The sequence below is a fragment of the Bacillus sp. S14(2024) genome, assembly GCF_050473785.1.
Classification (GTDB): Bacteria; Bacillota; Bacilli; order Bacillales; family Bacillaceae_G; genus Bacillus_A; species Bacillus_A yunxiaonensis.
Genome location: NZ_JBFLUP010000006.1, coordinates 4,575,361 through 4,600,047, shown reverse-complemented (window position 1 = coordinate 4,600,047; position 24,687 = coordinate 4,575,361). Strand labels below are relative to the sequence as shown.

Sequence of the window (24,687 nt, the reverse complement as noted above, 5' to 3'; positions counted from 1 at the left end):
AGGGTTCACTTCATGGGATTGCTCACGAGTGTCCTTCATCAATGCTTGTATTTTGAATCCCGATTTTTCCTGCTTTAATCTTGCTTCGGAACAACACAAAATATACAAGGGCCCCCGTTGCAAATAGTGTTCCGCCTACAATTGCCACTCCATGAAACATATCAGGGATAGTCAATACCCCCATTTCGAACACGAGCCATATTAAAGCGCCATACGTGACAGGTGCTCTCCATTTCCCTAAATTGAACGTCTCCGCATCAGGCAAATCTTTTCTACGCAAATAGTAAGCCAAAACTGTTATGAAGTATAAAGCGGTAAGAACAACTGATGTTGATCCGACTAGTAAAGTTAAAGAATCAGAGAATAGGATCGCTATAATATCGAGAACTAATACAAGCAAAATCGCATTTACCGGTACGGATGTTCCTGGGTTTACCTTTTTAAAAGAACGTGAAGCAAAAAATACATCGTCCCGCGCCATCGCATAAATAATCCGGGAAGCGGAAGCCATTCCGATTAATCCGCATGCAAAAATGGAAATGATGACAAGAAGCATAAACAAAGTGCCAATGAATTGGCCAAGCTTTGTTTTAATAATTAGCGGAAGTGGGTTGGCAGAAGCTGTCACACCGGTTAAATCCGTAATGGAAATTGTAACAGTAAAAAGAAAAGCAAACCCAATGATACCACCAATCAGTAACGCGAAAAATACAGCACGTGGTACATTTTTACTCGCATCAATTGTTTCTTCCGAAAGGTTCGCCGCGGCTTCAAAGCCGACCATGGTCCACGATCCCATTAGCATAGCAATCACAAAGCTGCCAAGGTACGTGCCGCTTTTCTGCTCGCCAATATTTGTTAGCATATCCCAATTCGGAGTTGTGAATAGCGCAACAACAGCGAGAATAACAAGAATGCCCACCAGACCGATCACCTCGGTATATACTGCAATGTCATTGAGACGAGAAGCCAGTTTTACGCCAAAAATGTTGAGGACAGCCTGTAGTAGTAGGGTTGCGAGTGTAATATACAAAAGGGTTTTTCCTCCGATATTCCAGCCGAATGCATCAGCAATGAGTGGAGACAGGCCGAAATCGACGGCAGGAATGACAATGACAAAAAAGCAAAATCCGAGCCAGCCGGAAAACCACCCTAATCCTTGATTTGCCAGCCGCGTCACCCATTGGTACGAGTAACCGCTGAGTGGCATTCTTCCTGCCAATTCTGCAATAACAAGAGCGACAAGCAAGTGACCTGCTAATACGATTGGCCATGTCCAAATACCTGCGGGCCCCGCATTGTTTAAAACAAACCCAAAATTTGTGAAAATGCCCGTTGTGATGGACATAAATGAAAACGCGACTGCAAAAGAGCTAAAAAACTTTAAAGACCTCTTTAATTCTTGCTTGTAGTGATATTGCTGCACGTTACTCGTTTCCTGTTTGATTTTTGTTTGCATAAAAAGCCTCCTTCCGATTTTCCTGTACGTTGTATACGCTCCTAGCTTGTTTCTCTCCTTTCTTTTTAGACTGAAAATTCAGTCTTTTTTCAGGCGACTTCATTCACTCTCCTCTATTGCAAGTACCATACCAATTATACAGTTCGCGTCATGCTTGAATTTTGTAAGTTCTTCATTGTTTAAAATGTTGTCCCATTATGAAATTTTGAATAGTTTATTCAAAATTTCATATTCCGTCGTTTTGTTAAATAATTAGATTTCTATTATTTTCCCGCGTTACATAAATAAAATAGGCCGCGAATATACTGTGGATATGTTGTATGACTTTAATTAGGATAGGAGTGAACAAACGATGCACGTCCTTATTTCCGGTGCGAGCATTGCTGGGCCGGCATTAGCTTACTGGCTTCACCGCTACGGCTTCGACGTGACTATAGTAGAACGTGCGCCCGCATTACGCCCAGGTGGATATGGTGTTGATATTCGTGGTGTAGCCATTACGGTGCTTAAGCAGATGGGGATACTCGATCAAGTTCGTGCAGCTGACACGCACATGACTGGTGTTTACTTCGTGAATAGCAAAGGCAAAATCGAAGGTAAAATAAGCGAAGCGAGTATGGGGAATCAGCAGGGGCTGGATATCGAAATTATGCGTGAGGACCTTAGTGATATTTTGTACGACTTGACAAAGGATACGGTCGAATATATTTGGGACGATTCGATTACTGCTATACATGAGACTGAAGCAGGTGCAGAAGTCCAATTTATTCGTAGAGAGCCACAGACATTCGATCTAGTCATCGGTGCGGACGGGCTCCATTCCAATGTGCGCACCTTAATTTTTGGTGACAGAGAACAATTCAAACATACCCTTGGCTGTTATATCTCGATTTTTACCCTCGAGAATTACCTTAACCTCGACCACCGCCAGCTGATTTATACGATGCCAGGTAAAACTGTAGGTATGAGTGCCTGTGATAATACTGAAGCAAAGGGTATGTTCGTGTTCAAATCAGAGGCACTGAAGTACGATCGCTATGATGTGGAAGCCCAAAAGAAACTTGTAGACAAAGCTTTCCAAGATGATACGGGTTGGGAAACTCCGCATCTACTCAAAGCTATGAAAGAGGCGACAGATTTTTACTTTGATGAGATTTGCCAGATTCATATGCCGACATGGTCAAAGGGGCGGATTACATTGGTAGGTGATGCGGCGTATGGCCCATCACCACTTTCGGGTCAAGGCTCTAGTCTCGCACTTGTCGGAGCTTATGTACTAGCTGGCGAACTGAAAGCTGCGCATGGCAATTATGACTGCGCCTTTGTTGCCTATGAAAAAGAGATGAGAAATTTTGTTGAGAAAAATCAAAAAATAGGGCTAACAGCTGCTGGAGGCATGATCGAAAGCTCAAAATCCAAAATCTTGCTTCGTAATTTAATGTTACGTATACCCATCCTTATGAGTGCAATGTTTAAGCTGATTACGAAAATGATAGTGAAAGCTTCCAATGAGATTGAACTGAAAGATTATTAATATAGATATTTAAGAGGGAAGTTTCAGAGCACCTTTAATAATATTGTTGCTTTCCACAATCGAGCGTTTTAATGGGGGGAAGGATTACAAAAATAATCAAACTTTTTTATAAAAGAACGTATTTTGAACAAACTTTATTTTAAGGTAACATTTACATAAAGTCGCGATGTTTATAAAAAAGTGGTATCGTTTGCCCCTTTGGATATGGTTTATCTAAAGGGGGCTTTTTACATTGAAAAGAACATCTGAATTAAAAGATGAGTTAAGGAATTGTTGATTGATGATAGAATTGTTCCGTTAAAGGGCTAGTCTCTGGAATAAGAGATTGTGCAGCGCATTAAAACTTGAAATACTTTGAAAGTAATTCTAATTGAAATTGCATTAGAACATACGTTCTTGTATAATTATTTTGTAAAACAAAAGGAGGTATGAAAATGAGTAAAGTTTTAAGGTTTGAATTTCAAGTTCCCAACCCTGAAGAAGCAATAGAATTTTATACAAATAGTTTTGGTTGGAAGTTTGAAAAGATGCCTGGACCACAAGACTATTGGTTTATTATTACGGGTGAGAGCGGTAAACCTGGTATCGATGGTGGATTGATGAAGTCCCCTGACGGTGTTCCCAGAACTACTAATTCTATTGAAGTACCTTCAGTTGATGAATACATAAAAAAAGTTACTGAAAATGGTGGACAAGTAGTTGTACCTAAAACAGCTATTCCTAATATGGGTTACTTTGCTTATTGTTTAGATAATCAAGGACTTCTTTTTGGAGTGTCTGAAGCTAATACTGAAGCATAAAAAGTTAGGTATTTTTGATTAAACATTATTTTAAATTTACTCTAACAGGGCGGATTTCTAAAACAAACAATTGTAGTGACTTAACTTTATTCGTTCATTTTCAAGTAATGTTATAAATGGAACCATGAAAAATTGTTTAGGCTTTATATTTGATATCATCATTAGGCGATTATATGATATGAATACCAAAGTATAATGGAATGCTTAAACGAAAAAAGTTAATATTAACTAAACGAGAAGAAAGGGAGGGAAGTAAATGATTAATAAAGTCGGTCAAATTATGTTATATGTAAGTAACCAAGATGAGGCAGTGCAATTTTGGACAGAAAAAGTAGGGTTTAGTGTCGTTTCTGAAGAAGATAACGGCCAAGGATTTAGATGGATTGAAGTTTCTCCAACAAAGGAAGCGGGGACGAGTATCGTTCTTCATGATAAAGAATTAATTGCTAAAATGCAGCCTGAATTAAATCTTGGTACACCTTCGATGATGTTTTTTACGGAAGATCTTGATAAGTTATATAAAGACTTTTCGGATAAAAAAATTACAGTCGGAGAAATGGTAAGTATGCCTTCTGGTAGAGTATTTAATTTTGCTGATAATGAAAACAATTATTTTGCAGTCATGGAAAAGAAGTAAATCACAAAATTATAGGAGAAACAAATATGAAAACGAATTTTAGTCGTTTTCATGTTGAGTGACAATAAAGTTATTTAATATAAAATGAAGTCATTTAAAACACACCCAAAGAGATCTCATAATGATATCTCTTTGGGTGTGTTTTTTTGTAAAGGGTAATAAGAAAAATTTCAGCTCCAATTAGACTGAACTGCAATTTAATTTATTAAACTGACGGACAGATTATGAAGAGGGGAATGAGGGGAATTGATGGAATCAAGGAAAGTATTTTTGAACTTTGGGAGAGTCAATAGTGTTGATGAAAGTAAGTTAACAATTAAGGATGGAAATTCAAAAAGTGAAGATGTAACATCCCATGCCGAGGTAGGATCATTTGTGAATGATACCATCTGTACAGCCATCGTTACTAAACTGCGCGCCGCTGGTTGTGTTTTCGCAGAAGATGAAGCCCGGTTGCTCATTTCTGCAGCCAGGACGCCGGAGGATCTCGCTGCCATGGTAGACCGGCGAGTAGCTGGTTTTCCCCTCGAACACGTCATCGGCTGGACGGAGTTTTGCGGTCTGCGGATAGCGGTGGACCCGGGCGTTTTCGTACCTCGCCGCCGCACAGAGTTTCTTGTCCGGCAGGCTGCCGCCCTCACACGGCCAGGAGCTGTCGTGGTTGACTTGTGCTGCGGCTCGGGCGCGTTGGGCGCCGCGCTGGCGGCAGCGCAGGAACGGATTGAGTTATATGCCTCAGACATCGACCCAGCCGCGGTGCGATGCGCCTTACGAAACGTCGCTGCCACCGGAGGTCAGGTGTATGAAGGTGACCTCTATGAGCCGTTGCCTGCCACACTGCGGGGCCGCGTCGATGTTCTGGTCGCCAACGTACCTTACGTACCTACTGAGGTGATTAGGATGCTCCCCTCAGAGGCTCGCATACATGAGGCGCGTGTGGCACTGGACGGAGGTGTGGACGGGCTTGATGTCCAGCGACGGGTGGCGGCTGCGGCGCCAGATTGGCTGGCACCTGGCGGCCATTTGCTGGTCGAGACTAGTGAACGGCAGACAAAGCAAACTGTCGAGATCTTCGCTCGTAATGGGCTGATACCGCAGGTGGCCTGTTCTAATGAACTAGATGCCACCGTTGTCATCGGAACTAGGCCTGCCTGTTTATCCCGCTATTTGTGAGCAGTAAGACCCCCACCTCAAGATTTAGAGAAAAACAAAGAAGATAGGTGGGGGTAGTTCAATGCAAAAAAAACGACGCTACTAAATACCTACCGATGTCTTACTTGCATACTAATTGAGCCAGCTGCTTATAGATCTTCACAATTTCTTCAAGCCTCATTCTTACTAATCCACTTGAGGAGGGGGCAACAAAATCGATTGTTCCAGGTATGACTGGCTCAGGCTGTTGTCCCCATGGTGCTACCTTTCGACCGCTATATTCTTGATAAACGCCTTTCCCAACAAAACAGACTACTTCAGGCTTTAACTGTGTAATTTTCTGTTTTAAAATTTCTTTTCCTTCTTTATACTCTTCCTTGGTAATCTCATCTGCTGCCTTAGTTGGTCTTGCTACTATGTTTGTAATACCCATATCCAAATCCAATAATTTATAGTCTTCCGAAGCATCATATTTTCTCGGTGTTAGTCCCGCTTCATGGAGAATTCTCCAAAAACGATTATTAGGATTGGCGAAGTGATACCCTGTTTCACTTGAACGAATACTTGGATTAAAGCCGACAAACAAAATTTTTAAACCTTTTTTAATATGATCATTAACTGGGTTCAAGATTAAATTGCCTCCTTATTTGGAATACAAACTGATAAAGTTTTTTTATTTTACCACAACCTTTTTAGTTTCTTCTTAATGTGTTGGATTAAATTTCCTATAGGAAGATGTAAGGGGGAAGTTTAAGTGAATTAAAAATGGACAGAGTTCATGATACTTCTGGCTGTTAAAAAAGTTATAGGCTGAAAAAGTGTTTTTATCATTCTTGTTCTTAGAGATAGATTCAAGCTAGACATATCAGACGTGAATTCTTAAATTTAAACAAAGACATTGAAATATTTTTAAAAAGGCTGAGCATAAACCAGATTTTTCTTTGATTTATGTCCCAGCCTCTTTTTGCATCTACCCTTGAATGTGTATGTGTTTTGCTATTATGGAACTTGTGTGTCGTATTTCCGTTGTAATTCTTTCAATTCTTTCACCAAATTCTCTCCAATCGCAGGAGCAAGTTTGTCGTATATAGGTGATAGTGTCTTTTCCCACTCTTTTCGTTGTTCGTCGTTTAATTCATGAATTTGAATTGATGAGTTTTGTTTAATGAGTTCAAGCTGTTCTTTGTTCATTTGAATGGATTGTTGATTATTCCAAGCAGTTGTTTCTTCCATTGCTTCCATTAATATTTGCTTTGTTTTTTTCGTTTGTTTGTCCCAGGTTTTTTGATCCATCATGACAACATATCCTAAATACCCATGGTTAGTAATTGTCAAATAGTTTTGAACGTTATAGAATTTTTTAGAGTAGATATTTGAAATAGTATTTTCTTCACCGTCAACTTTTCCTGATTCAATTAATTGATATGTAGAGTTAAATGAATCAGGATATGTGTGGACTTTTAATAAATCAAATTGGGATTTGATTACATCACTTTGCATAATGCGAAAAGATTGTCCTTTTATATCTTCGGGTGTATAAATGGGTCCTTTATTTGAAGTGATTTGTTTAAAGCCGTTGGACCAGTGGGCAAGCCCTTTTATTCCATCTTTTTGTAAGGATTGAAGTAATTGATCCCCAATTTTTCCGTTTAAGCCTTCCTGTAAGGCTTCATAACTTGAAAAAGCAAATGGCAAATCAAGTACGCCCCATTCAGGGGAGAATGCTCCAAGTTTTGATGTAGAGGGGGCAATAATTTGTACTTGCCCAGATTGTAAAGCATGAAATTCTTCTATATCAGAATATAAGCTTCCGTTAGGGAAGACCTCTATTTTTATTTTACCATTTGATTTTTCATCAACGAGTTCAGCAAATTTGTTGGCAGCACGTCCTTTTGGTGTGTTTTCTGCTACAACATGGCTAAATTTAAAGACGATTTGGTCTTTTAGTCCTTCTTGGTCATCATCATATGAGAGTTTATTTTGAAAAAAATAACCTTGATATTTAATAAATAAAGCGCTTGCAATTAAAGTGATGAAAAGGAGTATAAAAGTAGCTGCTTTTTTCATCTTAATCCTCCTCTTGAGGTCGTTATTGTAAGCATACCGAGAAGATTTCTATTCGTAAAGATGCTTTTAGAGGGAAGGAGGACCAAAAGTGAGAAAATTACCGATCCGTTGGAAAATTACGATTCTTTCTTATGCAGTAGTTATATTTTCGCTTATGATTAGCGGAGGAATTATAATCGCAAATATTCAACAAAAAGAAGAAAAAGAATTAAGAATTAGATCTATGAATACAGCGCGAACGGTAGCAGAAATGTCAGATGTAAAGAGAGCTCTTCAAGAAGCAAATGGATGGATTACATTAAATGCTGTTATTGAAAAGATCAGGATAATTAATGAAACAGATTATATTGTAGTTATGAATATGGATCGAATTCGATATTCGCATCCCGTGAAAGAAATGATCGGGAAACCTTCAAGAGGAGCGGATGAAGAACCAGCATTTGCAGAGCATATTTATTTTTCAAAAGCAAAGGGAGATATAGGTACTGTAATTCGTGCATTTATGCCTATTAAAGATCAAAACTTAAACCAAATTGGTGTTGTTGTTGTGGGAAATAAAATACCAAGCTTTTGGGGGATTATGGTTGAATTACGAGGAGAAATTCTTTTTATAGTCATACTAACTTTAATATTTGGATTGATAGGTTCGTTAATGCTTGCCAACCATATAAAAAAGCAAATGTTTCAGTTAGAGCCATATGAAATTAAACGGATACTTGAAGAAAGGACAGCAACCTTCCATTCAATGAATGAGGGTGTGATTGCAATTGATAATCAAGAAATTATTACGGTTTTCAACGAGAAAGCAAAGCAGGTTTTTCATGTAGATGGAGATGTTGTAGGAAAGCCTATTCGTAAAGTGTTACAGGATACAAGGCTTCCAGAAATCGTGGAGAAAAATCAGGCAGTGTACAATGAAGAGATAAAAGTCAGCGGACAGGTTATTTTAAGCAATCGTATCCCTATTAAGAAGGGTAATGAATTAATTGGAGCTGTAGCAATTTTCCAAGATCGTACTGAAGTAACAAAGCTTGCGGAGGAATTAACTGGTGTGAAGAACTTTGTAGAGGCATTGCGTGTGCAAAGCCATGAGCATATGAATAAACTTCATACAATAGCAGGGTTAATTCAGCTTGGTAAATCGGATAAGGCATTACAACTTGCATATAACACTTCAGAAGAACAGGAAAGTGTAACAAATTTTTTAAATGAGACAATTAAAAATGATGCCGTTGCAGGTCTTCTTTTAAGTAAAATTAGTAGAGGAAAAGAGCTCGGAATTCAGGTCCTTATTGATCAAAATAGTTATTTGGAAGCTTTTCCGTACCAATTAGATCAACACGATTTTGTTGTGTTATTAGGTAACTTAATAGAAAATGCATTTGGATCATTTGAACAAATTGAGATTGAGAATAAAAGAATTGATATTAGTATTGAGCAGTCAGAGGACGTATGTGCAATATTAGTTGAAGATAATGGCTGCGGAATAAAAGAAGAGTATTTACCAAGAGTATATGAAAAAGGGTTTACGGTGAATAAGCGTAGCGGGACAGGTTATGGTCTTTTTCTAGTAAAACAAATTGTTGAAAAGGGAAGAGGAGAAATTAGGATTTCATCTTTTCAAGATGAAGGAACTTCTTTTATCATTACTTTTCCAATGGAGATGGAGGCGGAATTGTATGGCATGTAAAGAGGAATTTAAAGTAGTGTTGATAGAAGATGATCCAATGGTTCAGGAAGTGAATAAAGAGTTTATAAGAAGCGTAGAAGGGTTTCAAGTAATAGCTGTTGCAAACGATGGTGAGGAGGGGATTCGTTTTGTCAAAAAAATGAATCCAGATCTTGTTATTTTGGATATCTTTATGCCTAAAAAGGATGGTATTAAAGTACTGCAGGAATTTCGAAAGCAAGAATTAGAAACGGATGTAATTGTTGTGTCTGCTGCTAAAGATAGGGAAACAATTAAACTCATGCTTCAAAATGGAGCATTAGACTATATTATTAAGCCTTTTAAGTTGTATCGGATTCAGCAAGCGTTAGAGAAATACCGTCAATATAGAACAAGTTTAAGAGATTCTGGAGTTATTTCGCAGGAGCAACTAGATTTATTACTATATTCTGGGCGTTCTGAGAAAACAGTGAGCAGTTTGCCAAAAGGTTTGAACGAATTTACATTAAATGAAATTGTAACGTATGTAAAAAAGCAAGAAGAACCTCGTTCTGCTGAAGAAGTGGCTCGTGCGATTGGTATAGCTAGAGTGACGGCTCGACGCTACTTAGATTACTTAGAAAAAAGGGGCGTAATTCATTTGGCAGTTCAATATGGTGGAGTTGGAAGACCAATTAACCGTTATGTGTTTCACGAAACGAAAAACTAAGACCAAAATGAACAAAATATTCGTTATGACCATAAGCTTCTCTCTTTCTCATGTAAACGCTATCATTATGTTAGAAACAAAGGGGTAGAAAAGTTTATAAAATTAGAGGAGGGGGAAGAAAGGTGAAACGACTCTTTAAAAATTTAACTTTTCAAGTATTAACGGCTATTGTGCTTGGTGTGTTAGTTGGATTACTTTGGCCGAGTGTCGGTAAACAAATGAAGCCATTAGGTGATACATTTATCAACGCTGTAAAAATGGTAATTGCACCGATTATTTTCTTAACAATTGTACTCGGTATCGCCAAAATGGGAGATATGAAAAAGGTTGGTAAGGTCGGTGGAAAAGCTCTTATTTATTTTGAGGTTGTGACTACATTTGCACTTATTGTTGGTTTAATTGTTGTAAATATTATGAAGCCAGGGGAAGGCCTTAATTTCAATGAGCTTGCAAAAGGAGACGTATCAAAATATACACAAGGCGGGGGACATGGCATTAACTGGATTGATTTTGTAACCCATATCGTTCCTTCTAATATGGTTGATGCGTTTGCAAAAGGTGATATTTTACAAGTATTATTCTTTTCGATTTTATTTGGTATAGGGCTAGCGGCTCTTGGAGAAAAAGGAAACTCAGTGATTGATTTCTTAGACAAACTTTCACACGTATTCTTTAAAATTATTGGCTATGTAATGAAAGCTGCACCGATCGGAGCATTTGGTGCTATGGCATATACAATCGGTTACTTTGGACTTGCTTCGCTTATGCCACTTGGGAAACTAATGATGTCGGTATACATAACGATGTTCCTATTCGTTTTTGTTGTTTTAAATATTATTTGTAAGATATATGGGTTTAGTTTATGGAATTATTTAAAGTTTATTCGGGATGAAATATTAATCGTATTAGGAACAAGTTCTTCTGAATCTGTACTGCCAAGAATGATGAATAAGATGGAGCAATATGGATGTTCAAAATCTGTTGTTGGTCTTGTTATTCCAACAGGTTATTCTTTCAATCTTGATGGTACGTCTATTTATTTATCCATGGCAGTTGTCTTTTTAGCACAAGTATTTGGTGTCGATTTAACAATTGGACAGCAAGTTACAATTATTTTAGTGCTTATGTTAACGTCTAAAGGGGCTGCAGGTGTGACAGGAAGTGGATTTATTGTATTAGCATCTACGTTAGCAGCATTAAAGGTTATTCCTTTAGAAGGATTAGCATTACTTCTTGGAGTCGATCGCTTCATGAGTGAAGGAAGGGCCATTGTAAATTTAATTGGAAATGGGATTGCTACAATAATTGTCGCAAAGAGTGAAAACGAATTTGACGAAGCGAAATATGCAGAAGCAGTTTCTGGGATGAAAGTATTGAAAGAGACGAAGGAAATTAGTGCATAAGAGTTGGAGGCGTTTGGTTTAAAGGTAATGAAGCAAATGGTAACAAGTAAATAACCAAAGGCCATGAAGGAACTACCCACTATAATTGGTGGGTAGTTTTTTGTAAAGTTTCCCAAGCCTTCTCTCTAGAATTACATATACTGATTAATAAAATGAAAGGAGAAATGCAGATGGAAGAAAATACGACGAACAGTCCTTATATAAATACTGACGAAGGTGTATATACTTCTGCAAAATTACAACAAGCGATGGATCAAGCTTTTCGAATTCCTGTATTTTTAAGTACAGTAAATACTCTGAATCAATTGCAACAGCAATTTTTAGATCGACTTGTTTTAGAAGTTGATTCAAAAAAAGAATGTTTTATCCTGTTGTATGGTAGTAGTCGTATAGGTTTTTAGTATAAGTAGTGTAGATAAAGTGACAATATTGTGAAATAGAAACTGTCATAGATACAAAAGATACTGGAAACATGTAATTTTTTACTTATTGTCATATAATATATAGAAGAAATACAGCGGATAAAAGGAGTAGTTTGAAATGAAACAAAAAGCTTGGGGTGCGATTCTGCTTAGTAGTGCATTACTATTAACAGGATGTACTAGTAATAAAGAAGCAAAAAAAGAAACGAAAGAAAAAGTAGAACAAATAGATCATAAAGAAGACAATCCAGAAGATGTGAAAGTGTATAATTCTGTACATAGTCAATATGAGAAAAAAATTAATGACGAAGTAAATCAGGCTATGGATATTTGGAAAGAAGCTAAAGATGGATCTCAAGGGACATTAAAATCTCCGAAGTTTAAAGAAGACGTACAAAAGGTAACAGAAAGTACGTTAGCAGATATTGAGAGTGTGCGTAAAGAAATTCGGGTTCCAAAATCAAAAGAAAGAGAAAACGACGAGTATGTAGGTTTTTTAAATGAAACAGAACAGGCGATGAAAAAATTAGCACAATTAGCGAAAGAAGAAAATTCTTCGTTAATTCGTGATGTTGAAGTACATTTTTCTACAGCAGTTAATTATTATGATCGTTATAAAAAAGAAGAGCAGGGAGCGAAATAACTTTGTTTACAAGCCAAGTTATTTTGCCTTGCATGTAACGGAAGTAAAACCCTTACCTTGAGATTTGAAGAAATCAAGGTAAGGGTTTTTGCGTTCTTTTGTAAAAAAATTGATATGGGATAATAGAATGTTTGACATTCTCTGCATATATTATTATCATTATTGATAATAATGATATTTTTTGAAGGAGTTGAACGAAATGATTGTTGTAACAACGGAAAGTGTGCCAGGTTATGAAGTAAAAAAGACGTTAGGAACTGTGTTCGGGTTAACAGTACGGGCAAGAGGTTTAGGAAAAGATATTATGGCTGCATTCAAAGGTTTATTTGGCGGAGAGATTTCACAGTATACAGAAATGCTTGAGGATGCAAGAAAATATGCGTTAGATCGTATGATTGAAAATGCTGCAGCAATGGGGGCAAATGCAATTATTATGGTTCGTTTTGATTCAGGCAGTCTTAGTCATAATATGAGTGAAATTGTAGCATATGGTACAGCTGTTATTGTAGAAATGGCTGAATAGTATGTGGAAAGGCATTTTCATATATTTTTCTGTACAGATAATTATTTTTTTAGTTATTTTAATGATTGCTAAAAGAAAAGATAAAAGATTACAAGATAATCATGGCACAGAAGTACCAAGTGGGTATTTGTTTACAGGTGAAATATATTTTGATCCAATTACGAGAGAGAAATATGAAGTATACTATAATGAAATGAATGGAAAAAGGTTTCATAAAAAATGTTAGTTTATTGTTATAAGAAATTAATAGAAATAACTGTGACTGCATAAAAACAGCTCTTTTAGACGAAAGCTAAAAGAGCTGTTTTTGTTTACATATTTAATCCAGTTTTTAATGCCCAATATTTCTCTCCCGTCATTGTAAGAGAGAATTCAATCCATCCGTTTGGATCTTCACGATAAACAAATACAGGTGTGCCCGCTGCTAATGTACCTTGATAGTTTTCTGTCACAGGTTGACTTTTGATTACCCCATCAAATGGATATGGTACAACGTAATAGAAAGCAGGTAGTTTGGCAGTTGCTGTTGTTCCTTGTGGATATGTTTTGTATGGAATATCACTAGATAATGCGTCCACGTTTAAGGTACTTGGGTTCTTTGGTAATTTTTTTGCATATAAATAATCTTGCTTTTTGAAAGGTTTAATACGTTCCATAATTTTTGCGATTTTAGGAGACCATTCTGGGTCTGTTGCATACATTACATTCATACCTTGTAATGTTGGACCGTTGAAGTACGGTCCGCTTGCTTCTAAATATTTTTCTCTTACATAATTGGCATTATAAGAAATACTATCACCGAAAGTTGGTAAATATTTCGCATATTTAAATGGATCAGAATCGTAAGCTCGTAACCCAAATAGGTTATGCTTGCGATATGAAATTTCAGATTGACCATATCCCGACTCTAAGATAGCGTGTGCAGCTAAATAAAGAGCATTAACACCATGCTTAGCTTGAGCTGCAACAAAGTCATTTCCATGCCCAATTAATGGACTATCTGGATGATATTTTTTAATATCTGCATCAATTTCTGCTCCAGTAACATTTGAAGCGTATGTTAAATCAAGATTTATGTATGATGTAGCAGAAATGTCATTTTCAGGAATCCAAACACCGCTGTTGTCAAAGTAGTACGTCGTTCCGTTGATCGAAGCAAATCCAGTTTGCATCACACCATTTGACTGTAAATAGTACCATGTATTTCCTTCTTGTAGCCATCCTGTCTTCATTGCACCGTTGCTTTGCAGGTAATACCAGCTTCCATTTATGGATGACCATCCAGTTTGCAGCGCTCCACTAGAATTTAAATAATACCAAGCGCTACCATCTGAAAACCATCCAGTTTGCATAACACCGTCATTTTGTAAATAGTACCATGTATTTTCTATTTGCAGCCAACCAGTTTGCATTATTCCTTTAGAATTGAGGTAATACCAATTGTTATTATCAAGAAGCCAACCTGTTTTCATTGCCCCGTCATTTTGGAAGTAATATCGGTTATTTCCTTGTTGTAACCAACCCGTTTTCATTACGCCGTTATTATCGAAATAATAAGTTTTTCCGTCCACTGTTACAAATCCAGTTTGAAGGACACCTGAATTGTCAAAATGATACCATTTATTATCTATTTGTAGCCAACCGTTCTTTAGAACACCGCTTTGGTCAAGATAATATTTCTTATCTCCGTCTAATAACCAACCCGTTTTCATTGTTCCATTTAAATTTAGATAGTACCAATTATTATTATCAAGAAGCCAACCTGTTTTCATTGCTCCATTAGAATTTAGAAAATACCAATTTTGCCCGTCGAGAAGCCAACCGGTTTGCATAGCACCATTAGAATTGAAAAAATACCAAGCGCTACCATCAAATGACCAGCCAGTTTGCATTACTCCGCTTGAATTGAAGTAATACCAGTTATTATTATTTTGTAACCAACCTTTTTTTACAGTGCCATCTGGATTGAAGTAATACCATTTTCCATCTTGTTGAACCCATCCAGTCTGTGTTTTAGAAGTCGCATTTTCATTTGTTGTAGTTGCCTTATTGTAAGTTGTTGCGGTTTCAGCTAAACCTGTTATAGGAATAGAAATTATACTAGATGCTAGAATAATTGCTGTAGCTTTTTTAAACATATTTTACTAATACTCCTTTTAGTAGTTTTTTAGTTTCATATTAACCTAACTACTATTGTAACAAGGAAGGAGGAAAAAACAAATGCAATATTGTGGATATTTAATAGAATAATATTAAAATAATTTTATATTATGATAATGTCAAAATAAATATCTAGGAAAATGTAGATATAAAAGTGAGGTAGTTAAGTGAGGAATATGAAAAATAAAAAGCTGACTTGGAACGTCAACTTTTTATCCCGTAAAAGCTTGATTGGTTCAACTAACCTTCTGGGAAAAAACGATCCCAGAAGGAAGTTTCACTTTATTTTGGCATTTTATATTCTTTTTTCGTTCCATCTGTAAAGACAACTTTTAAGTCGAATTTTTGATAATCTTTATCGAGTTGGAATACATCTACTATTTGATTAACGACATCTTGGTCTTTTGTGTCCTTATCAAATTTAAGCTGTTGTAAGAGCGGAGCCAATTTATTCATTGCTTCATCTCCAGCCAACCTTTCATTTGTTTTACTATCGTCTACTTTTGCTTCTGGTTTGTCAGTTGCTTTTTTCTGTTTAAAGTCTGCTTCGTAGTCTTTCTTTGTATCTTGATAATTTGCCTTTAAATCGAATTCATTAAAACTTAATTTTAAATCTTGATTTACTGCATCTTTTGTTCCTTCTGTCGTTTTCTTATTAGTAGTTGTATCCTGCTTTTTTGGTGTACATCCTGTCATTGCAGGTACTAGCATGAATGCTAAAAGAATTGAAAATAAGATTTTCATTTTGTATGCCTCCTTAGTAGTTTTCAATAAAAGGTTTTCCAATTTTTATCTTTTTATGTAAGAAAAAGTAATGTTTTTTGCAATACGGAAATGAAGTGTAAAGAAAGGTATCCGTTTTTGTTAAAGCATCATAGATACAATGAGTAAACAAGTAAGTTGTATTCAGTTTTTTAAAGAGAAGAAAGCCACTGTGCATATACAGTGGCTTTCTTTCTAAAAGTTAAAATTATCTGGATCCGGACCAACACGGTGATTCTCATTTAGAGATTGAATTGCTTTCATATCTTCAGTAGTTAATTCAAAATCAAAGATGTCTGCATTTTCAATAATGCGATTCTCTTTTACGGATTTTGGAATTGTCACAACTTCATTTTGCAGATCCCAGCGTAAAATGATTTGTGCAGTTGATTTGTTATACTTTGCCGCGATTTCCTGTAATGTCGGATGGTCAAGTAATTGACCTTGCATTAATGGTGACCATGCTTCTAATTGAATATCATGTTCTTTACAAAACGTATGCAATTCTTCTTGTGTTAAGCGCGGGTGATATTCTACTTGGTTAATCATCGGTTTAATCTCTGCATCTTCTAATATGTCTTGTAAATGATGAACTTGGAAGTTACTCACTCCAATAGCACGAACACGACCATCTTTATAAAGTTTTTCTAACGCTTTCCACGTTTCTTTATATTTACCTTTTACAGGCCAATGCACTAAGTATAAATCTAAGTACTCTAAGCCAAGCTTTTGTAGACTTGTTTCGAAAGCTTGTAGTGTAGATTCATAACCTTGATCACTATTCCATACTTTTGAAGTAATAAATAGGTCTTCGCGAGGTACGTTGCTTTCACGAATGGCTTGCCCGACACCTTCTTCATTTTTGTATACAGCAGCTGTATCGATGCTGCGGTAGCCATTTTTAATCGCTGTTTTTACAGAATGAATAACTTCTGAGCCGTCTTCTACTTTAAAGACACCTAAACCAAACCATGGCATTTTCACACCATTATGTAAAGTTGTGTAATCTTGTAAGCTCGTTAATTTCACTTTAATTCCCCCTAGCTTTTTTATTTGTTGCTTCAATTGCTTGGTGAATGATCTTTGAGAAATTATGCTCATATAAAACTTTTAAACCTTCTGCAGTTGAGCCACCTGGCGTTGTCACTTGTTCACGCAGCATAGCTGGATCTTGTTCTTGTTCGAGCATAGCGGCAGAACCAGCAATCATTTGAATGACAAGATGTTTTGCTGTTGCTTCATTAATTCCATAACTTTTTGTTGCTTCAATTAGACCTTCAGCAAAGTGGTAAAGGAAGGCTGGTGCACTGCCAGTAACCGCAGTTAGTTGATGAATTTCTTCTTCTGTGCAAAGTTGTGATGTACCAATGCCTTTTAAAAGCAGTTGCAGTGTTTCTTGCTGTTCTTCATTTACGGAATGTCCCATCGTATATAAGGAGATAGACTGTCCAATCGTCGCAGCTGTATTTGGCATAATCCAGGCAACTGGTGTACCTTGAGGAAGTTTTTCTTCTAAGTAAGATGGGCCAATTCCAGCAGCAACAGTCACTACAAACTGATGAGTTAGAAGAGGAGATAATTCCGCTAATAACTGTTCATGTGCAGCTGGTGGCATTGCTAAAACGATGGTATCCACAACCTTGATGTACTGTTTCCAATCATTTGTAGTTGATACGCCATATTGTTGTTCTAATTGCTTGAGTTTTTCTGTATCGCTTCGATTGGATACAATAATTTCTTCGATATATTCTTTACTCGTCTTAAGTAGACCAGTAAATATTGCTTCTGCCATACGGCCTGCACCAATAAATAAAATTCGTTGTTTCTTTTGCATATCCTTTAATCCTTCCTATAGGAAATGTAGTAACAAAACGATAACATTGATGAAAGATAATTGTAAAAAGAAAAGACTTACGCATAAAAAAATCCTAGTCTCAGAAAGTATCATTTCCGAAACTAGGATATATAATTAAGATTTTGTCATACCAAGAAGAACTGCACCGCCAATAATTAATGCACTACCAAGTGCGATAAATACCATTTGGCGTTTTGTTTTCTTTTCACCTAAGAAGAGGATTGCACCAAATGTTGAGATAATGATTCCAGTTTGGGATAACGAGAAACTTGTTGCAACACCAACTTTTGGTTGAGAAAGGAATAAGAATAAGTTACCTGTACCCCATAATAAACCAGATAAAATATTACGAACTGCATATTTGTTAAATGGTTTATGTTTAGCTGTTAGTATAACAGCTCCAACGAACATACCAACCGCTTGAGGTAAAATAGCAGACCAACCATCAACGTTGTACCAGCGAATAATGACTACATATACAAGGTAACCAAAAGTAGAAGTAATTAGAGTAACGATTCCTTTTTTTAGTTGTCCAGGTGGCTGTGCATTTTCTTTATCATCTAAAGAAGTAAAAACAACACCAATCACAATTAACAGGATTGCAATCGTTCCCAGAATGATTGTAGTAGTTGTTGTCCATTCATGAAATGCGATAACCCCAAAGATAGTAGTAGCTACAAGCTGCATACCTGTTGAAATTGTAACAGTCGTTGAAACGCCTATTGTTTGAACTGTTTTTAATTGATTGACTTGCCCCAAAGCCCAAAATAAACCTGAAATAAAGCCAACAATTAATATAGTTAAGGATAATGCAGGTGTTGTAAATGCATACATGATTGTTGCGAAGACTAGAGCGCCAATTGTCATACCTACTGTTTGGCTATATGCACCGCCGCCCATTTTTACACTTATTAATAAAATATTTCCCCATGCCAATGCAGGAAGAAGTGCTAATAAAATGTCCATTACAAGGCTCCCTTCTTGTTATATCAATAAAATGTATTCCGTTCTAACAATCGGTAATTTCCTACTTGAGAAGTAGAGGATTACCGATTGTTAAAACATGACTCCACATCTATGAAGTAGTGCTGTGAATAGAAAGAGCACCATCATTATATAAATGCGTTTTCATTTATTCCCTTTTTCGCACCCTCATATAATAACAGGAAAGTATCTCGTTTAGAAAGTAAATTCAAATAGAATGTATATTTCTATGAATGTGAAAAATTTTAATATTTTATAAAGGTATGAAAAGGTAGAGGGATTCATAGGGGACTAGAGTTTTGGAAAGTGATGGAATATTCTGTATAATTAATTTAGAGACTTAATTTAAAAGGGGTGGAAGATTTGGAATTTCATGCAATGCAAGAGAAGGAAACAAGTAAAATTCAAGTTGTAAGAGCAAACGAAAGTCATGTTGAAGGGATTGCGAAGGTTTGTACAGATGGATGGTTAGCGGTAAAAAGGTACAATCCGTCGAAATTTGTACGGTCATTTGTCCATGATAATGTTCCTTTATAGGTGACTTCTTTCTCCGTTAAATGTAGTCCTGTCTCTTCCTCAATTTCACGTAGAATGCATGCCATTGGCGTTTCTGTTTCTATCATTTTACCACCAACACCATTCCACAATCCTTGCAGCGGTGCTTTTTCCCGATTTAGCATTAATACTTCATCATCTTTTCTTATAAAGCAAAGTGTTTGATTAAACATGAAATCCCTCCTTTTCTTCTATAATTCTACAAGGAAATCGTCTTTTCATCTCATTTCGCGGGAAATAATCAAAAAAGAGCAGCTTTGTCGAAAGCTGCTGTTAGGAAGATGCTATTCTTTTATTTATAAGCTGAATGAGCAACAAAAAGATGAGTGACATACCAACAGTTGTGAGAACGAGTGCCCACGCAAGTGACATGTTACTCGCATCAATTGCCATGTAGATTGCAGTTGGAATTGTTTGTGTTTTACCGGGAATGTTTCCGGCGAACATAAGCGTTGCACCAAATTCTCCTAGGGCACGTACGAAACTTAAAATCATTCCGCCAAGTAGAGAAGGGAAAGCAAGTGGTAATGTTACATATAAGAACACTTGTATTTCAGTTGCTCCGAGGTCTCTAGCACCATCTTCAATTTGTTCATTAGCTATGATAAACCCTGTTTTTGCTGATTGGTACATAAGTGGAAATGCAACCACAGTTGAAGCGATAACAGCGGCCCAAGATGTGAACATAATAGATTGTTGAAACAAGGTTTCTATCCACTGGCCAATGGGACTGTTTTTTCCAAAGATAATAATAAGAAAAAATCCAATTACAGTAGGCGGGAGTACCATTGGCAATAAGAAAAATGTTTCTAATAAAACTTTATAGCGTTTTGACGAACGAGCTAGAACACGTCCAATAATTGTTCCACACACCATCACGATTATAGTAGCAAGTGCAGCAATTTTTAGTGAAAGAATGATAGGCGACCAAAATGCATCAAATATCATAATGATTACTACAGTACTGTAAAACCATATTTTTTAAAGATAGTTATAGCGTCTTTAGACTGTAAATATTCGTAAAAAGCGGTTGCCTCTTTTTTATGTTTCGTTGCTTTTATAATACCTAGTGGATAGTGGATTGGTTCGTGCGAATTTGTTGGTGCTGTGTTAGCCATTTTTACTTTCTTAGAAATAAGTGCATCTGTTTTATAAACAATCCCTGCATTAACGCTTCCTGTTTCCACATACGTTAATACTTGGCGTACGTCTTTTGTGTATACCATTTTATTTTGGAGATCATTCCAAAGGTTTAAATGAGTAAGAGCCTCTTTTGCGTATTTACCTGCCGGAACAGATTCAGGTGTACCTAATGCAATTTTTGTCACTTGATCTTCTTTTAATGCTTGAAAATCTTTTATGTTACTATCTTTTGGAACAATTAATACTAACTCATTGCCGAGCAGATTTTTTCCTTCTTTTTGATCAATGATTCCTTTATTTACAAGTGTTTCGAATTTGTCCTCTGCGGCCGAGAAAAATAGATCGACAGGAGCTCCTTGTTCAATTTGTTGTTGAAGAGCACCGGAACTTCCAAAGTTAAATGAAAGCTTTACATTTGGTTCTTTCTTTTCATATTGTGTTTGAATGTCTTTTAGAGCGTCTTGTAAACTAGCTGCAGCAGAAATGGTAAGTTCAATGTTTTCTTTTTTAGCAGTTGTTTTTTCTTGTTTACTTGTGTTTGTACATCCTGTACTTATTACGAGAAATAGCGCGAATAAAATACTGCAAATAAAACGAAATATGTACTTGTTCATCTTCATTTCTCCTTTCTTTCATCCCTTTTTAATTATAACTAATTATATCTAATTATAAATAGTTATAATTAGATATGTTGTGATTTTTCTCACAATAGTAAAAATAAATAGAAGAAAAACTGTTGTTTTTGTTACAATGAAGGCAGAAAGCGAGGAATCGGCTTATGGATCATCATTCCTACACAACAGAAGAAGTAGCGAAACGATTAAAAGTATCGAAATTAACAGTGTATGATTTGATTAAAAAAGGTGATTTGCCCTCTTATCGAGTTGGTAGGCAAATGCGTATTGATGCAAGTGATTTAGAGCGATATATTACAAAGATGAAAACAGGGAAGATACAAGCTGATTCATCATCTATACAGGTAATAAATCAAACAAATAAATCCCATTCTTGTATTATTAGCGGACAAGATTTGTCTCTAGATATGTTAACCAAACATTTAGAAAATCATTTGAAAGCTCCTAATATACTAAGGGCATATCAAGGGAGCTTAGCAAGTTTGATTCAAATGTATCAAGGAAAAGGAGATATTGTTAGTCTCCATTTGTTCGATGGAGATACAGGAGAATACAACATTCCGTATGTGAAACGAATTTTAGTTGGACAACCTTGTATTGTTATTAACTTATTATCAAGAACATCCGGTTTTTATGTGCAAAAAGGAAATCCGAAACGCATAAAGACATTACATGATTTATGTGATGCATCCATTCAATTTGTAAATAGGGAAAGAGGATCTGGTATTCGTGTCCTTGTTGATGAACAATTGCGCATAAATGGAATATCTAAAAAGAGTATTGTCGGGTATGACTGGGAAGAGTCAAACCATATTGGCGTTGCTTCTCAAGTAGCAAATGGAAAAGCGGATGTAGGGGTAGGGACAGAAAAGGTAGCGCAAATTGTAAATATAGATTTTGTTCCAGTTATAAAAGAACGTTATGATTTAGTGATTTTAAAAACAGAAGAAAATACTGCGTTGATTGAGACAGTAAAAGAAGTATTACAGTCTTCTGAATTTCAAAATGAACTGCGTGCTATCGGTGGTTATGATATAAGTAAAACAGGTGAAATTATGTATGAAACAAATTAAAAAGAGCTGCTTGTCATCCTACAAGCAGCACTTTTTATATGTATATTAAGGAATACTTTTTTGTTCTAGCATAAGAATCGGGGGATAAGATTTCATTGTTCGTAAGGAATTATGGATAACATTTTAAAATTTGTCACTTATTTTTATTACTAACTATTAATACTTAGTGTTATAATTAAAAGTAAATACAGTTATAAAAAATTGAATTGTAGAAAGGAACAGATCGAATGTATACATTCATTACAAGGTCGTTGAAATATATATTTAAAACTTTCGGAAAAGTAGAAGTGTATGGAAAAGAAAAATTACCGCAAGACGGAGCGTATGTTGTAGCTTGTACGCATACAAGCTGGATGGATGTTGTAATGTTAGCAACGGGAATATTACCAACGAAAATTCATTACATGGCGAAAAAAGAATTGTTTCAAAGTAAATTTGGGAATTGGTTTTTTAAGAATGTAAATGCCTTCCCGGTTGATCGTGAAAATCCAGGACCAAGTACACTGAAAATTCCATCTAGATTATTAAAAGAAGGAAAAGTTGTTGGGATTTTTCCGAGCGGAACGAGATCTGCAGAAGCAACTTCACTGAAAGCTGGCGCTGTTACGATTGCCCTTCGCTCTAATGTTCCGTTAGTTCCAGCTGCATACATTGGGCCTAATAATTTAAAAGACTTGTTTCGTGGAAAAAGGGCGCAGTTAATTTTTGGTGATCCGATTAAAGTGGAGCAAGCAGCACAGATGGATCGTAAAGAAGTGATGCAACTAATGACAGAAAAATTAAATGAGACGTTTACACAGTTAAAAGAAGCGTTGCAAGAGGGTAAAATAGCATAAGGGAAATGGGAAAAGACGACCTGGCATAGAAGGTCGTCTTTTCGGTTTTATCTATATAAGGGGAAAGGGGAACACAAAATTATATAAGACTCATTGCGGTAGTATAAATTCATGCTGTAAGAAGAGCCGCACTGTTAGCGAGTCCATTAGAATCTCTCCTTACTTGTTTAATATAGTAAAAACAGTTTTTTAGATGCCCTGTTTCTGACTTAATTGTACGAAATAGGAGGAGTTATAGCTATCGAATTAGCTTACAGTAGCATTACATTTTTGTAAGGTACGTGTAATGTAATTCGATGGTTGTACTTGGTAGTATTATTTACAATAAAGGCAGAAAGAATGAAATATGTCTTTCTGTCTGAAGCAATGATGTGATGAAAAGGATTAACAACCAACTAACTGTAAGCCTCATCTCAAGAGAGATGAGGCTATTTTTTTAAAACCTTACAAAAATGTAAGGTTAACGTAAGTAAATTCGATGGCTCTTTTGTCATATTTCGCTCATAATGAAAACAAAAATAGAAGTTAGGGAGATTATAGAAGGGAGACGAGAGGGATGCAAAAAGAAGAAGTAGTTAAGTTTTCATTTGTAGAGTGTTTTAGCTACTTTGGCGTTGCGATTGCATGTATTGGGATTTTTGATGTGATTACCAATTTCATTGTTTAATAGATAGATGAACAAGAAGGATGGCCTTCTTGTTTTTTTATTATACATACCTTTTAGAACTATAGAAAATTATATTAAAATAAAAGAAAGAGGTGATGGAAATGAGATGGATTGATAGCCATATACACTTGGATCAATATAAAAAAGAAGAGCAATTACAGTTAATTAAAGATATACAAAAGGCGAAGGAAATCACAGGAATGATTGCTGTTTCCATGAATTATCATTCTTGTCAACAAACGTTGGAGTTAGCAAGGAACTATTCGTTTATATATCCAGCTCTTGGATATCATCCCGAGCAAGACATTGATTTCAAACAATGTGAAAAGATTTATCAACTGATTGAAAAGGAAGCACATAACATTGTAGCGATTGGAGAAGTTGGTTTACCCTACTATTTACGACAAGAAAATCCAAATTTGTTATTGAAACCATATATTGAAATACTAGAAAGGTTCATATACTTGGCCCAAAAATATGATTTGCCAATTGTATTACACGCTGTGTATTCCGACGCAGAGGTTGTTTGTGATTTACTTGAATCTTATCAAATACGCCGAGCTCACTTTCATTGGTTTAAGGGGAGTCAACAAACGATGGAGAGAATGATAGAGAATGGATATTATATCTCTATTACCCCTGACATTGTATATAAAGAAAAAATTAAGGATATTGTTGCTTTTTATCCATTATCGCATCTTATGGTAGAAACGGATGGGCCGTGGAAATTTAATGATGAAATGACGCATCCGCATATGATTTTGCAAGTGTTAAAGAGTGTGAGTGAAGTAAAAGGATTAGCACTTGAAGATGCAGCGGAAACTATTTATAAAAATACAGTTCAATTTTATAAAATATAATAGGAATATTACTTTTTTATGTATGTTTCGTATCTTCTGCATCACAAAATCAGACCTCAGAAGGATGGCGGTATTGAATATTCTTGGTATGATAGATAATGAAGCAATTGTATATATGTAAGGCTGAAAGGGGACAAAT

At 36.1% G+C, this 24,687-nt stretch carries 24 protein-coding genes and 1 pseudogene; 14 read left to right on the top strand and 11 right to left on the bottom strand.

All coding sequences use genetic code 11. The features are described 5' to 3' along the window. Nucleotides 1-22 precede the first annotated feature (22 nt). Nucleotides 23-1,459, bottom strand: a complete 1,437-nt coding sequence (locus AB1279_RS23180; RefSeq protein ID WP_429761167.1) for an APC family permease — start codon at nt 1,457-1,459, stop codon at nt 23-25. Nucleotides 1,460-1,811: 352 nt separating this feature from the next. Between AB1279_RS23180 and AB1279_RS23175 the strand changes: the two genes are divergently transcribed. From AB1279_RS23175 to AB1279_RS23160, 4 genes are all read left to right on the top strand, one after another. After that, nucleotides 1,812-2,993, top strand: a complete 1,182-nt coding sequence (locus AB1279_RS23175) for an FAD-dependent monooxygenase (protein ID WP_429761166.1) — start codon at nt 1,812-1,814, stop codon at nt 2,991-2,993. A gap of 434 nt (nt 2,994-3,427) precedes the next feature. Then, entirely contained in the window at nt 3,428-3,793 is a 366-nt protein-coding gene (locus tag AB1279_RS23170) for a VOC family protein (protein WP_429761165.1), read from the top strand. Between the two features lie 256 nt (nt 3,794-4,049). Beyond that, the gene (locus AB1279_RS23165; RefSeq protein ID WP_429761163.1) at nt 4,050-4,430 is read left to right on the top strand and encodes a VOC family protein; all 381 of its coding nucleotides are present in this window, start codon (nt 4,050-4,052) and stop codon (nt 4,428-4,430) included. 249 nt (nt 4,431-4,679) lie between these two features. Continuing rightward, a complete protein-coding gene (locus AB1279_RS23160) occupies nt 4,680-5,603 on the top strand; it encodes a putative protein N(5)-glutamine methyltransferase (protein WP_429761161.1) in 924 nt (307 codons plus the stop codon). A 100-nt stretch (nt 5,604-5,703) separates the two neighbouring features. Here AB1279_RS23160 and mug read toward each other — a convergent pair whose 3' ends face one another. Further along, nucleotides 5,704-6,210: a G/U mismatch-specific DNA glycosylase gene (gene mug, locus AB1279_RS23155; RefSeq protein WP_429761159.1), complete on the bottom strand. Its 507-nt coding sequence runs from the start codon at nt 6,208-6,210 to the stop codon at nt 5,704-5,706. 371 nt (nt 6,211-6,581) lie between these two features. Beyond that, nucleotides 6,582-7,649 carry a TRAP transporter substrate-binding protein gene (locus AB1279_RS23150; protein WP_429761157.1) on the bottom strand — a complete coding sequence of 356 codons (1,068 nt, stop codon included), beginning with the start codon at nt 7,647-7,649 and terminating at the stop codon, nt 6,582-6,584. Between the two features lie 88 nt (nt 7,650-7,737). Here AB1279_RS23150 and AB1279_RS23145 point away from each other — a divergent pair, with 88 nt between their 5' ends. The 7 genes from AB1279_RS23145 (at nt 7,738) to AB1279_RS23115 (ending at nt 13,244) form a co-directional block, all read left to right on the top strand. Continuing rightward, nucleotides 7,738-9,339 carry an ATP-binding protein gene (locus tag AB1279_RS23145; RefSeq protein WP_429761156.1) on the top strand — a complete coding sequence of 534 codons (1,602 nt, stop codon included), beginning with the start codon at nt 7,738-7,740 and terminating at the stop codon, nt 9,337-9,339. Further along, on the top strand, nt 9,329-10,027 hold the full coding sequence (locus tag AB1279_RS23140; protein ID WP_429761154.1) for a response regulator: 699 nt from the start codon (nt 9,329-9,331) through the stop codon (nt 10,025-10,027). Before AB1279_RS23145 ends, AB1279_RS23140 begins: the two co-directional genes overlap by 11 nt. A gap of 122 nt (nt 10,028-10,149) precedes the next feature. Continuing rightward, the gene (gene dctP / locus AB1279_RS23135) at nt 10,150-11,430 is read left to right on the top strand and encodes a C4-dicarboxylate transporter DctP (RefSeq protein ID WP_429752792.1); all 1,281 of its coding nucleotides are present in this window, start codon (nt 10,150-10,152) and stop codon (nt 11,428-11,430) included. 170 nt (nt 11,431-11,600) lie between these two features. Continuing rightward, complete coding sequence (locus AB1279_RS23130; protein ID WP_429761153.1) at nt 11,601-11,831, top strand: hypothetical protein; 231 nt, start codon at nt 11,601-11,603, stop codon at nt 11,829-11,831. A 139-nt stretch (nt 11,832-11,970) separates the two neighbouring features. Further along, a complete protein-coding gene (locus AB1279_RS23125) occupies nt 11,971-12,495 on the top strand; it encodes a hypothetical protein (protein WP_429761151.1) in 525 nt (174 codons plus the stop codon). A gap of 199 nt (nt 12,496-12,694) precedes the next feature. Next, on the top strand, nt 12,695-13,018 hold the full coding sequence (locus AB1279_RS23120) for a YbjQ family protein (protein WP_429752789.1): 324 nt from the start codon (nt 12,695-12,697) through the stop codon (nt 13,016-13,018). A 1-nt stretch (nt 13,019) separates the two neighbouring features. Then, nucleotides 13,020-13,244 carry a hypothetical protein gene (locus AB1279_RS23115; protein WP_429752788.1) on the top strand — a complete coding sequence of 75 codons (225 nt, stop codon included), beginning with the start codon at nt 13,020-13,022 and terminating at the stop codon, nt 13,242-13,244. A gap of 85 nt (nt 13,245-13,329) precedes the next feature. On the opposite strand, the gene AB1279_RS23110 is transcribed toward AB1279_RS23115, so the two are convergent. The 8 genes from AB1279_RS23110 to modA all read right to left on the bottom strand — a co-directional run bounded on the left by AB1279_RS23110 (nt 13,330) and on the right by modA (nt 21,091). Further along, nucleotides 13,330-15,156: a glucosaminidase domain-containing protein gene (locus AB1279_RS23110; protein ID WP_429761150.1), complete on the bottom strand. Its 1,827-nt coding sequence runs from the start codon at nt 15,154-15,156 to the stop codon at nt 13,330-13,332. A gap of 304 nt (nt 15,157-15,460) precedes the next feature. Further along, nucleotides 15,461-15,922: a YusW family protein gene (locus tag AB1279_RS23105; protein WP_429752786.1), complete on the bottom strand. Its 462-nt coding sequence runs from the start codon at nt 15,920-15,922 to the stop codon at nt 15,461-15,463. Between the two features lie 213 nt (nt 15,923-16,135). After that, entirely contained in the window at nt 16,136-16,969 is an 834-nt protein-coding gene (locus AB1279_RS23100) for an aldo/keto reductase (protein ID WP_429761148.1), read from the bottom strand. 1 nt (nt 16,970) lies between these two features. Beyond that, nucleotides 16,971-17,774, bottom strand: coding sequence for a pyrroline-5-carboxylate reductase (gene proC / locus AB1279_RS23095; RefSeq protein ID WP_429761147.1), 804 nt, complete (start codon nt 17,772-17,774; stop codon nt 16,971-16,973). Between the two features lie 135 nt (nt 17,775-17,909). Next, complete coding sequence (locus tag AB1279_RS23090) at nt 17,910-18,761, bottom strand: GRP family sugar transporter (protein ID WP_429752779.1); 852 nt, start codon at nt 18,759-18,761, stop codon at nt 17,910-17,912. Between the two features lie 446 nt (nt 18,762-19,207). Continuing rightward, entirely contained in the window at nt 19,208-19,507 is a 300-nt protein-coding gene (locus AB1279_RS23085) for an NUDIX hydrolase (RefSeq protein ID WP_429761146.1), read from the bottom strand. A gap of 100 nt (nt 19,508-19,607) precedes the next feature. Beyond that, a complete protein-coding gene (modB, locus tag AB1279_RS23080; protein ID WP_429761145.1) occupies nt 19,608-20,282 on the bottom strand; it encodes a molybdate ABC transporter permease subunit in 675 nt (224 codons plus the stop codon). 8 nt (nt 20,283-20,290) lie between these two features. Next, entirely contained in the window at nt 20,291-21,091 is an 801-nt protein-coding gene (gene modA / locus AB1279_RS23075; protein WP_429761144.1) for a molybdate ABC transporter substrate-binding protein, read from the bottom strand. Nucleotides 21,092-21,227: 136 nt separating this feature from the next. On the opposite strand from modA, the pseudogene AB1279_RS23070 reads away from it, so the two are divergent. From AB1279_RS23070 to AB1279_RS23060, 3 genes and pseudogenes are all read left to right on the top strand, one after another. Beyond that, a pseudogene (locus tag AB1279_RS23070) lies at nt 21,228-22,185 on the top strand (substrate-binding domain-containing protein). A 227-nt stretch (nt 22,186-22,412) separates the two neighbouring features. Continuing rightward, a complete protein-coding gene (locus tag AB1279_RS23065) occupies nt 22,413-23,021 on the top strand; it encodes a lysophospholipid acyltransferase family protein (RefSeq protein ID WP_429752773.1) in 609 nt (202 codons plus the stop codon). Nucleotides 23,022-23,789: 768 nt separating this feature from the next. Beyond that, a complete protein-coding gene (locus AB1279_RS23060) occupies nt 23,790-24,548 on the top strand; it encodes a TatD family hydrolase (RefSeq protein ID WP_429761143.1) in 759 nt (252 codons plus the stop codon). Nucleotides 24,549-24,687 lie beyond the last annotated feature (139 nt).

Excerpts from the sequence above, each read along its gene's own strand:
- AB1279_RS23180 (WP_429761167.1), bottom strand. The coding sequence starts at position 1,459 with ATGCAAACAAAAATCAAACAGGAAACGAGTAACGTGCAGCAATATCAC.
- AB1279_RS23175 (WP_429761166.1), top strand. The coding sequence starts at position 1,812 with ATGCACGTCCTTATTTCCGGTGCGAGCATTGCTGGGCCGGCATTAGCT.
- AB1279_RS23170 (WP_429761165.1), top strand. The coding sequence starts at position 3,428 with ATGAGTAAAGTTTTAAGGTTTGAATTTCAAGTTCCCAACCCTGAAGAA.
- AB1279_RS23165 (WP_429761163.1), top strand. The coding sequence starts at position 4,050 with ATGATTAATAAAGTCGGTCAAATTATGTTATATGTAAGTAACCAAGAT.
- AB1279_RS23160 (WP_429761161.1), top strand. The coding sequence starts at position 4,680 with ATGGAATCAAGGAAAGTATTTTTGAACTTTGGGAGAGTCAATAGTGTT.
- AB1279_RS23150 (WP_429761157.1), bottom strand. The coding sequence starts at position 7,649 with ATGAAAAAAGCAGCTACTTTTATACTCCTTTTCATCACTTTAATTGCA.
- AB1279_RS23140 (WP_429761154.1), top strand. The coding sequence starts at position 9,329 with ATGGCATGTAAAGAGGAATTTAAAGTAGTGTTGATAGAAGATGATCCA.
- AB1279_RS23130 (WP_429761153.1), top strand. The coding sequence starts at position 11,601 with ATGGAAGAAAATACGACGAACAGTCCTTATATAAATACTGACGAAGGT.
- AB1279_RS23125 (WP_429761151.1), top strand. The coding sequence starts at position 11,971 with ATGAAACAAAAAGCTTGGGGTGCGATTCTGCTTAGTAGTGCATTACTA.
- AB1279_RS23120 (WP_429752789.1), top strand. The coding sequence starts at position 12,695 with ATGATTGTTGTAACAACGGAAAGTGTGCCAGGTTATGAAGTAAAAAAG.
- AB1279_RS23115 (WP_429752788.1), top strand. The coding sequence starts at position 13,020 with ATGTGGAAAGGCATTTTCATATATTTTTCTGTACAGATAATTATTTTT.
- AB1279_RS23110 (WP_429761150.1), bottom strand. The coding sequence starts at position 15,156 with ATGTTTAAAAAAGCTACAGCAATTATTCTAGCATCTAGTATAATTTCT.
- AB1279_RS23105 (WP_429752786.1), bottom strand. The coding sequence starts at position 15,922 with ATGAAAATCTTATTTTCAATTCTTTTAGCATTCATGCTAGTACCTGCA.
- proC (WP_429761147.1), bottom strand. The coding sequence starts at position 17,774 with ATGCAAAAGAAACAACGAATTTTATTTATTGGTGCAGGCCGTATGGCA.
- AB1279_RS23090 (WP_429752779.1), bottom strand. The coding sequence starts at position 18,761 with ATGGACATTTTATTAGCACTTCTTCCTGCATTGGCATGGGGAAATATT.
- AB1279_RS23085 (WP_429761146.1), bottom strand. The coding sequence starts at position 19,507 with ATGTTTAATCAAACACTTTGCTTTATAAGAAAAGATGATGAAGTATTA.
- modB (WP_429761145.1), bottom strand. The coding sequence starts at position 20,282 with ATGATATTTGATGCATTTTGGTCGCCTATCATTCTTTCACTAAAAATT.
- modA (WP_429761144.1), bottom strand. The coding sequence starts at position 21,091 with ATGAACAAGTACATATTTCGTTTTATTTGCAGTATTTTATTCGCGCTA.
- AB1279_RS23065 (WP_429752773.1), top strand. The coding sequence starts at position 22,413 with ATGTATACATTCATTACAAGGTCGTTGAAATATATATTTAAAACTTTC.
- AB1279_RS23060 (WP_429761143.1), top strand. The coding sequence starts at position 23,790 with ATGAGATGGATTGATAGCCATATACACTTGGATCAATATAAAAAAGAA.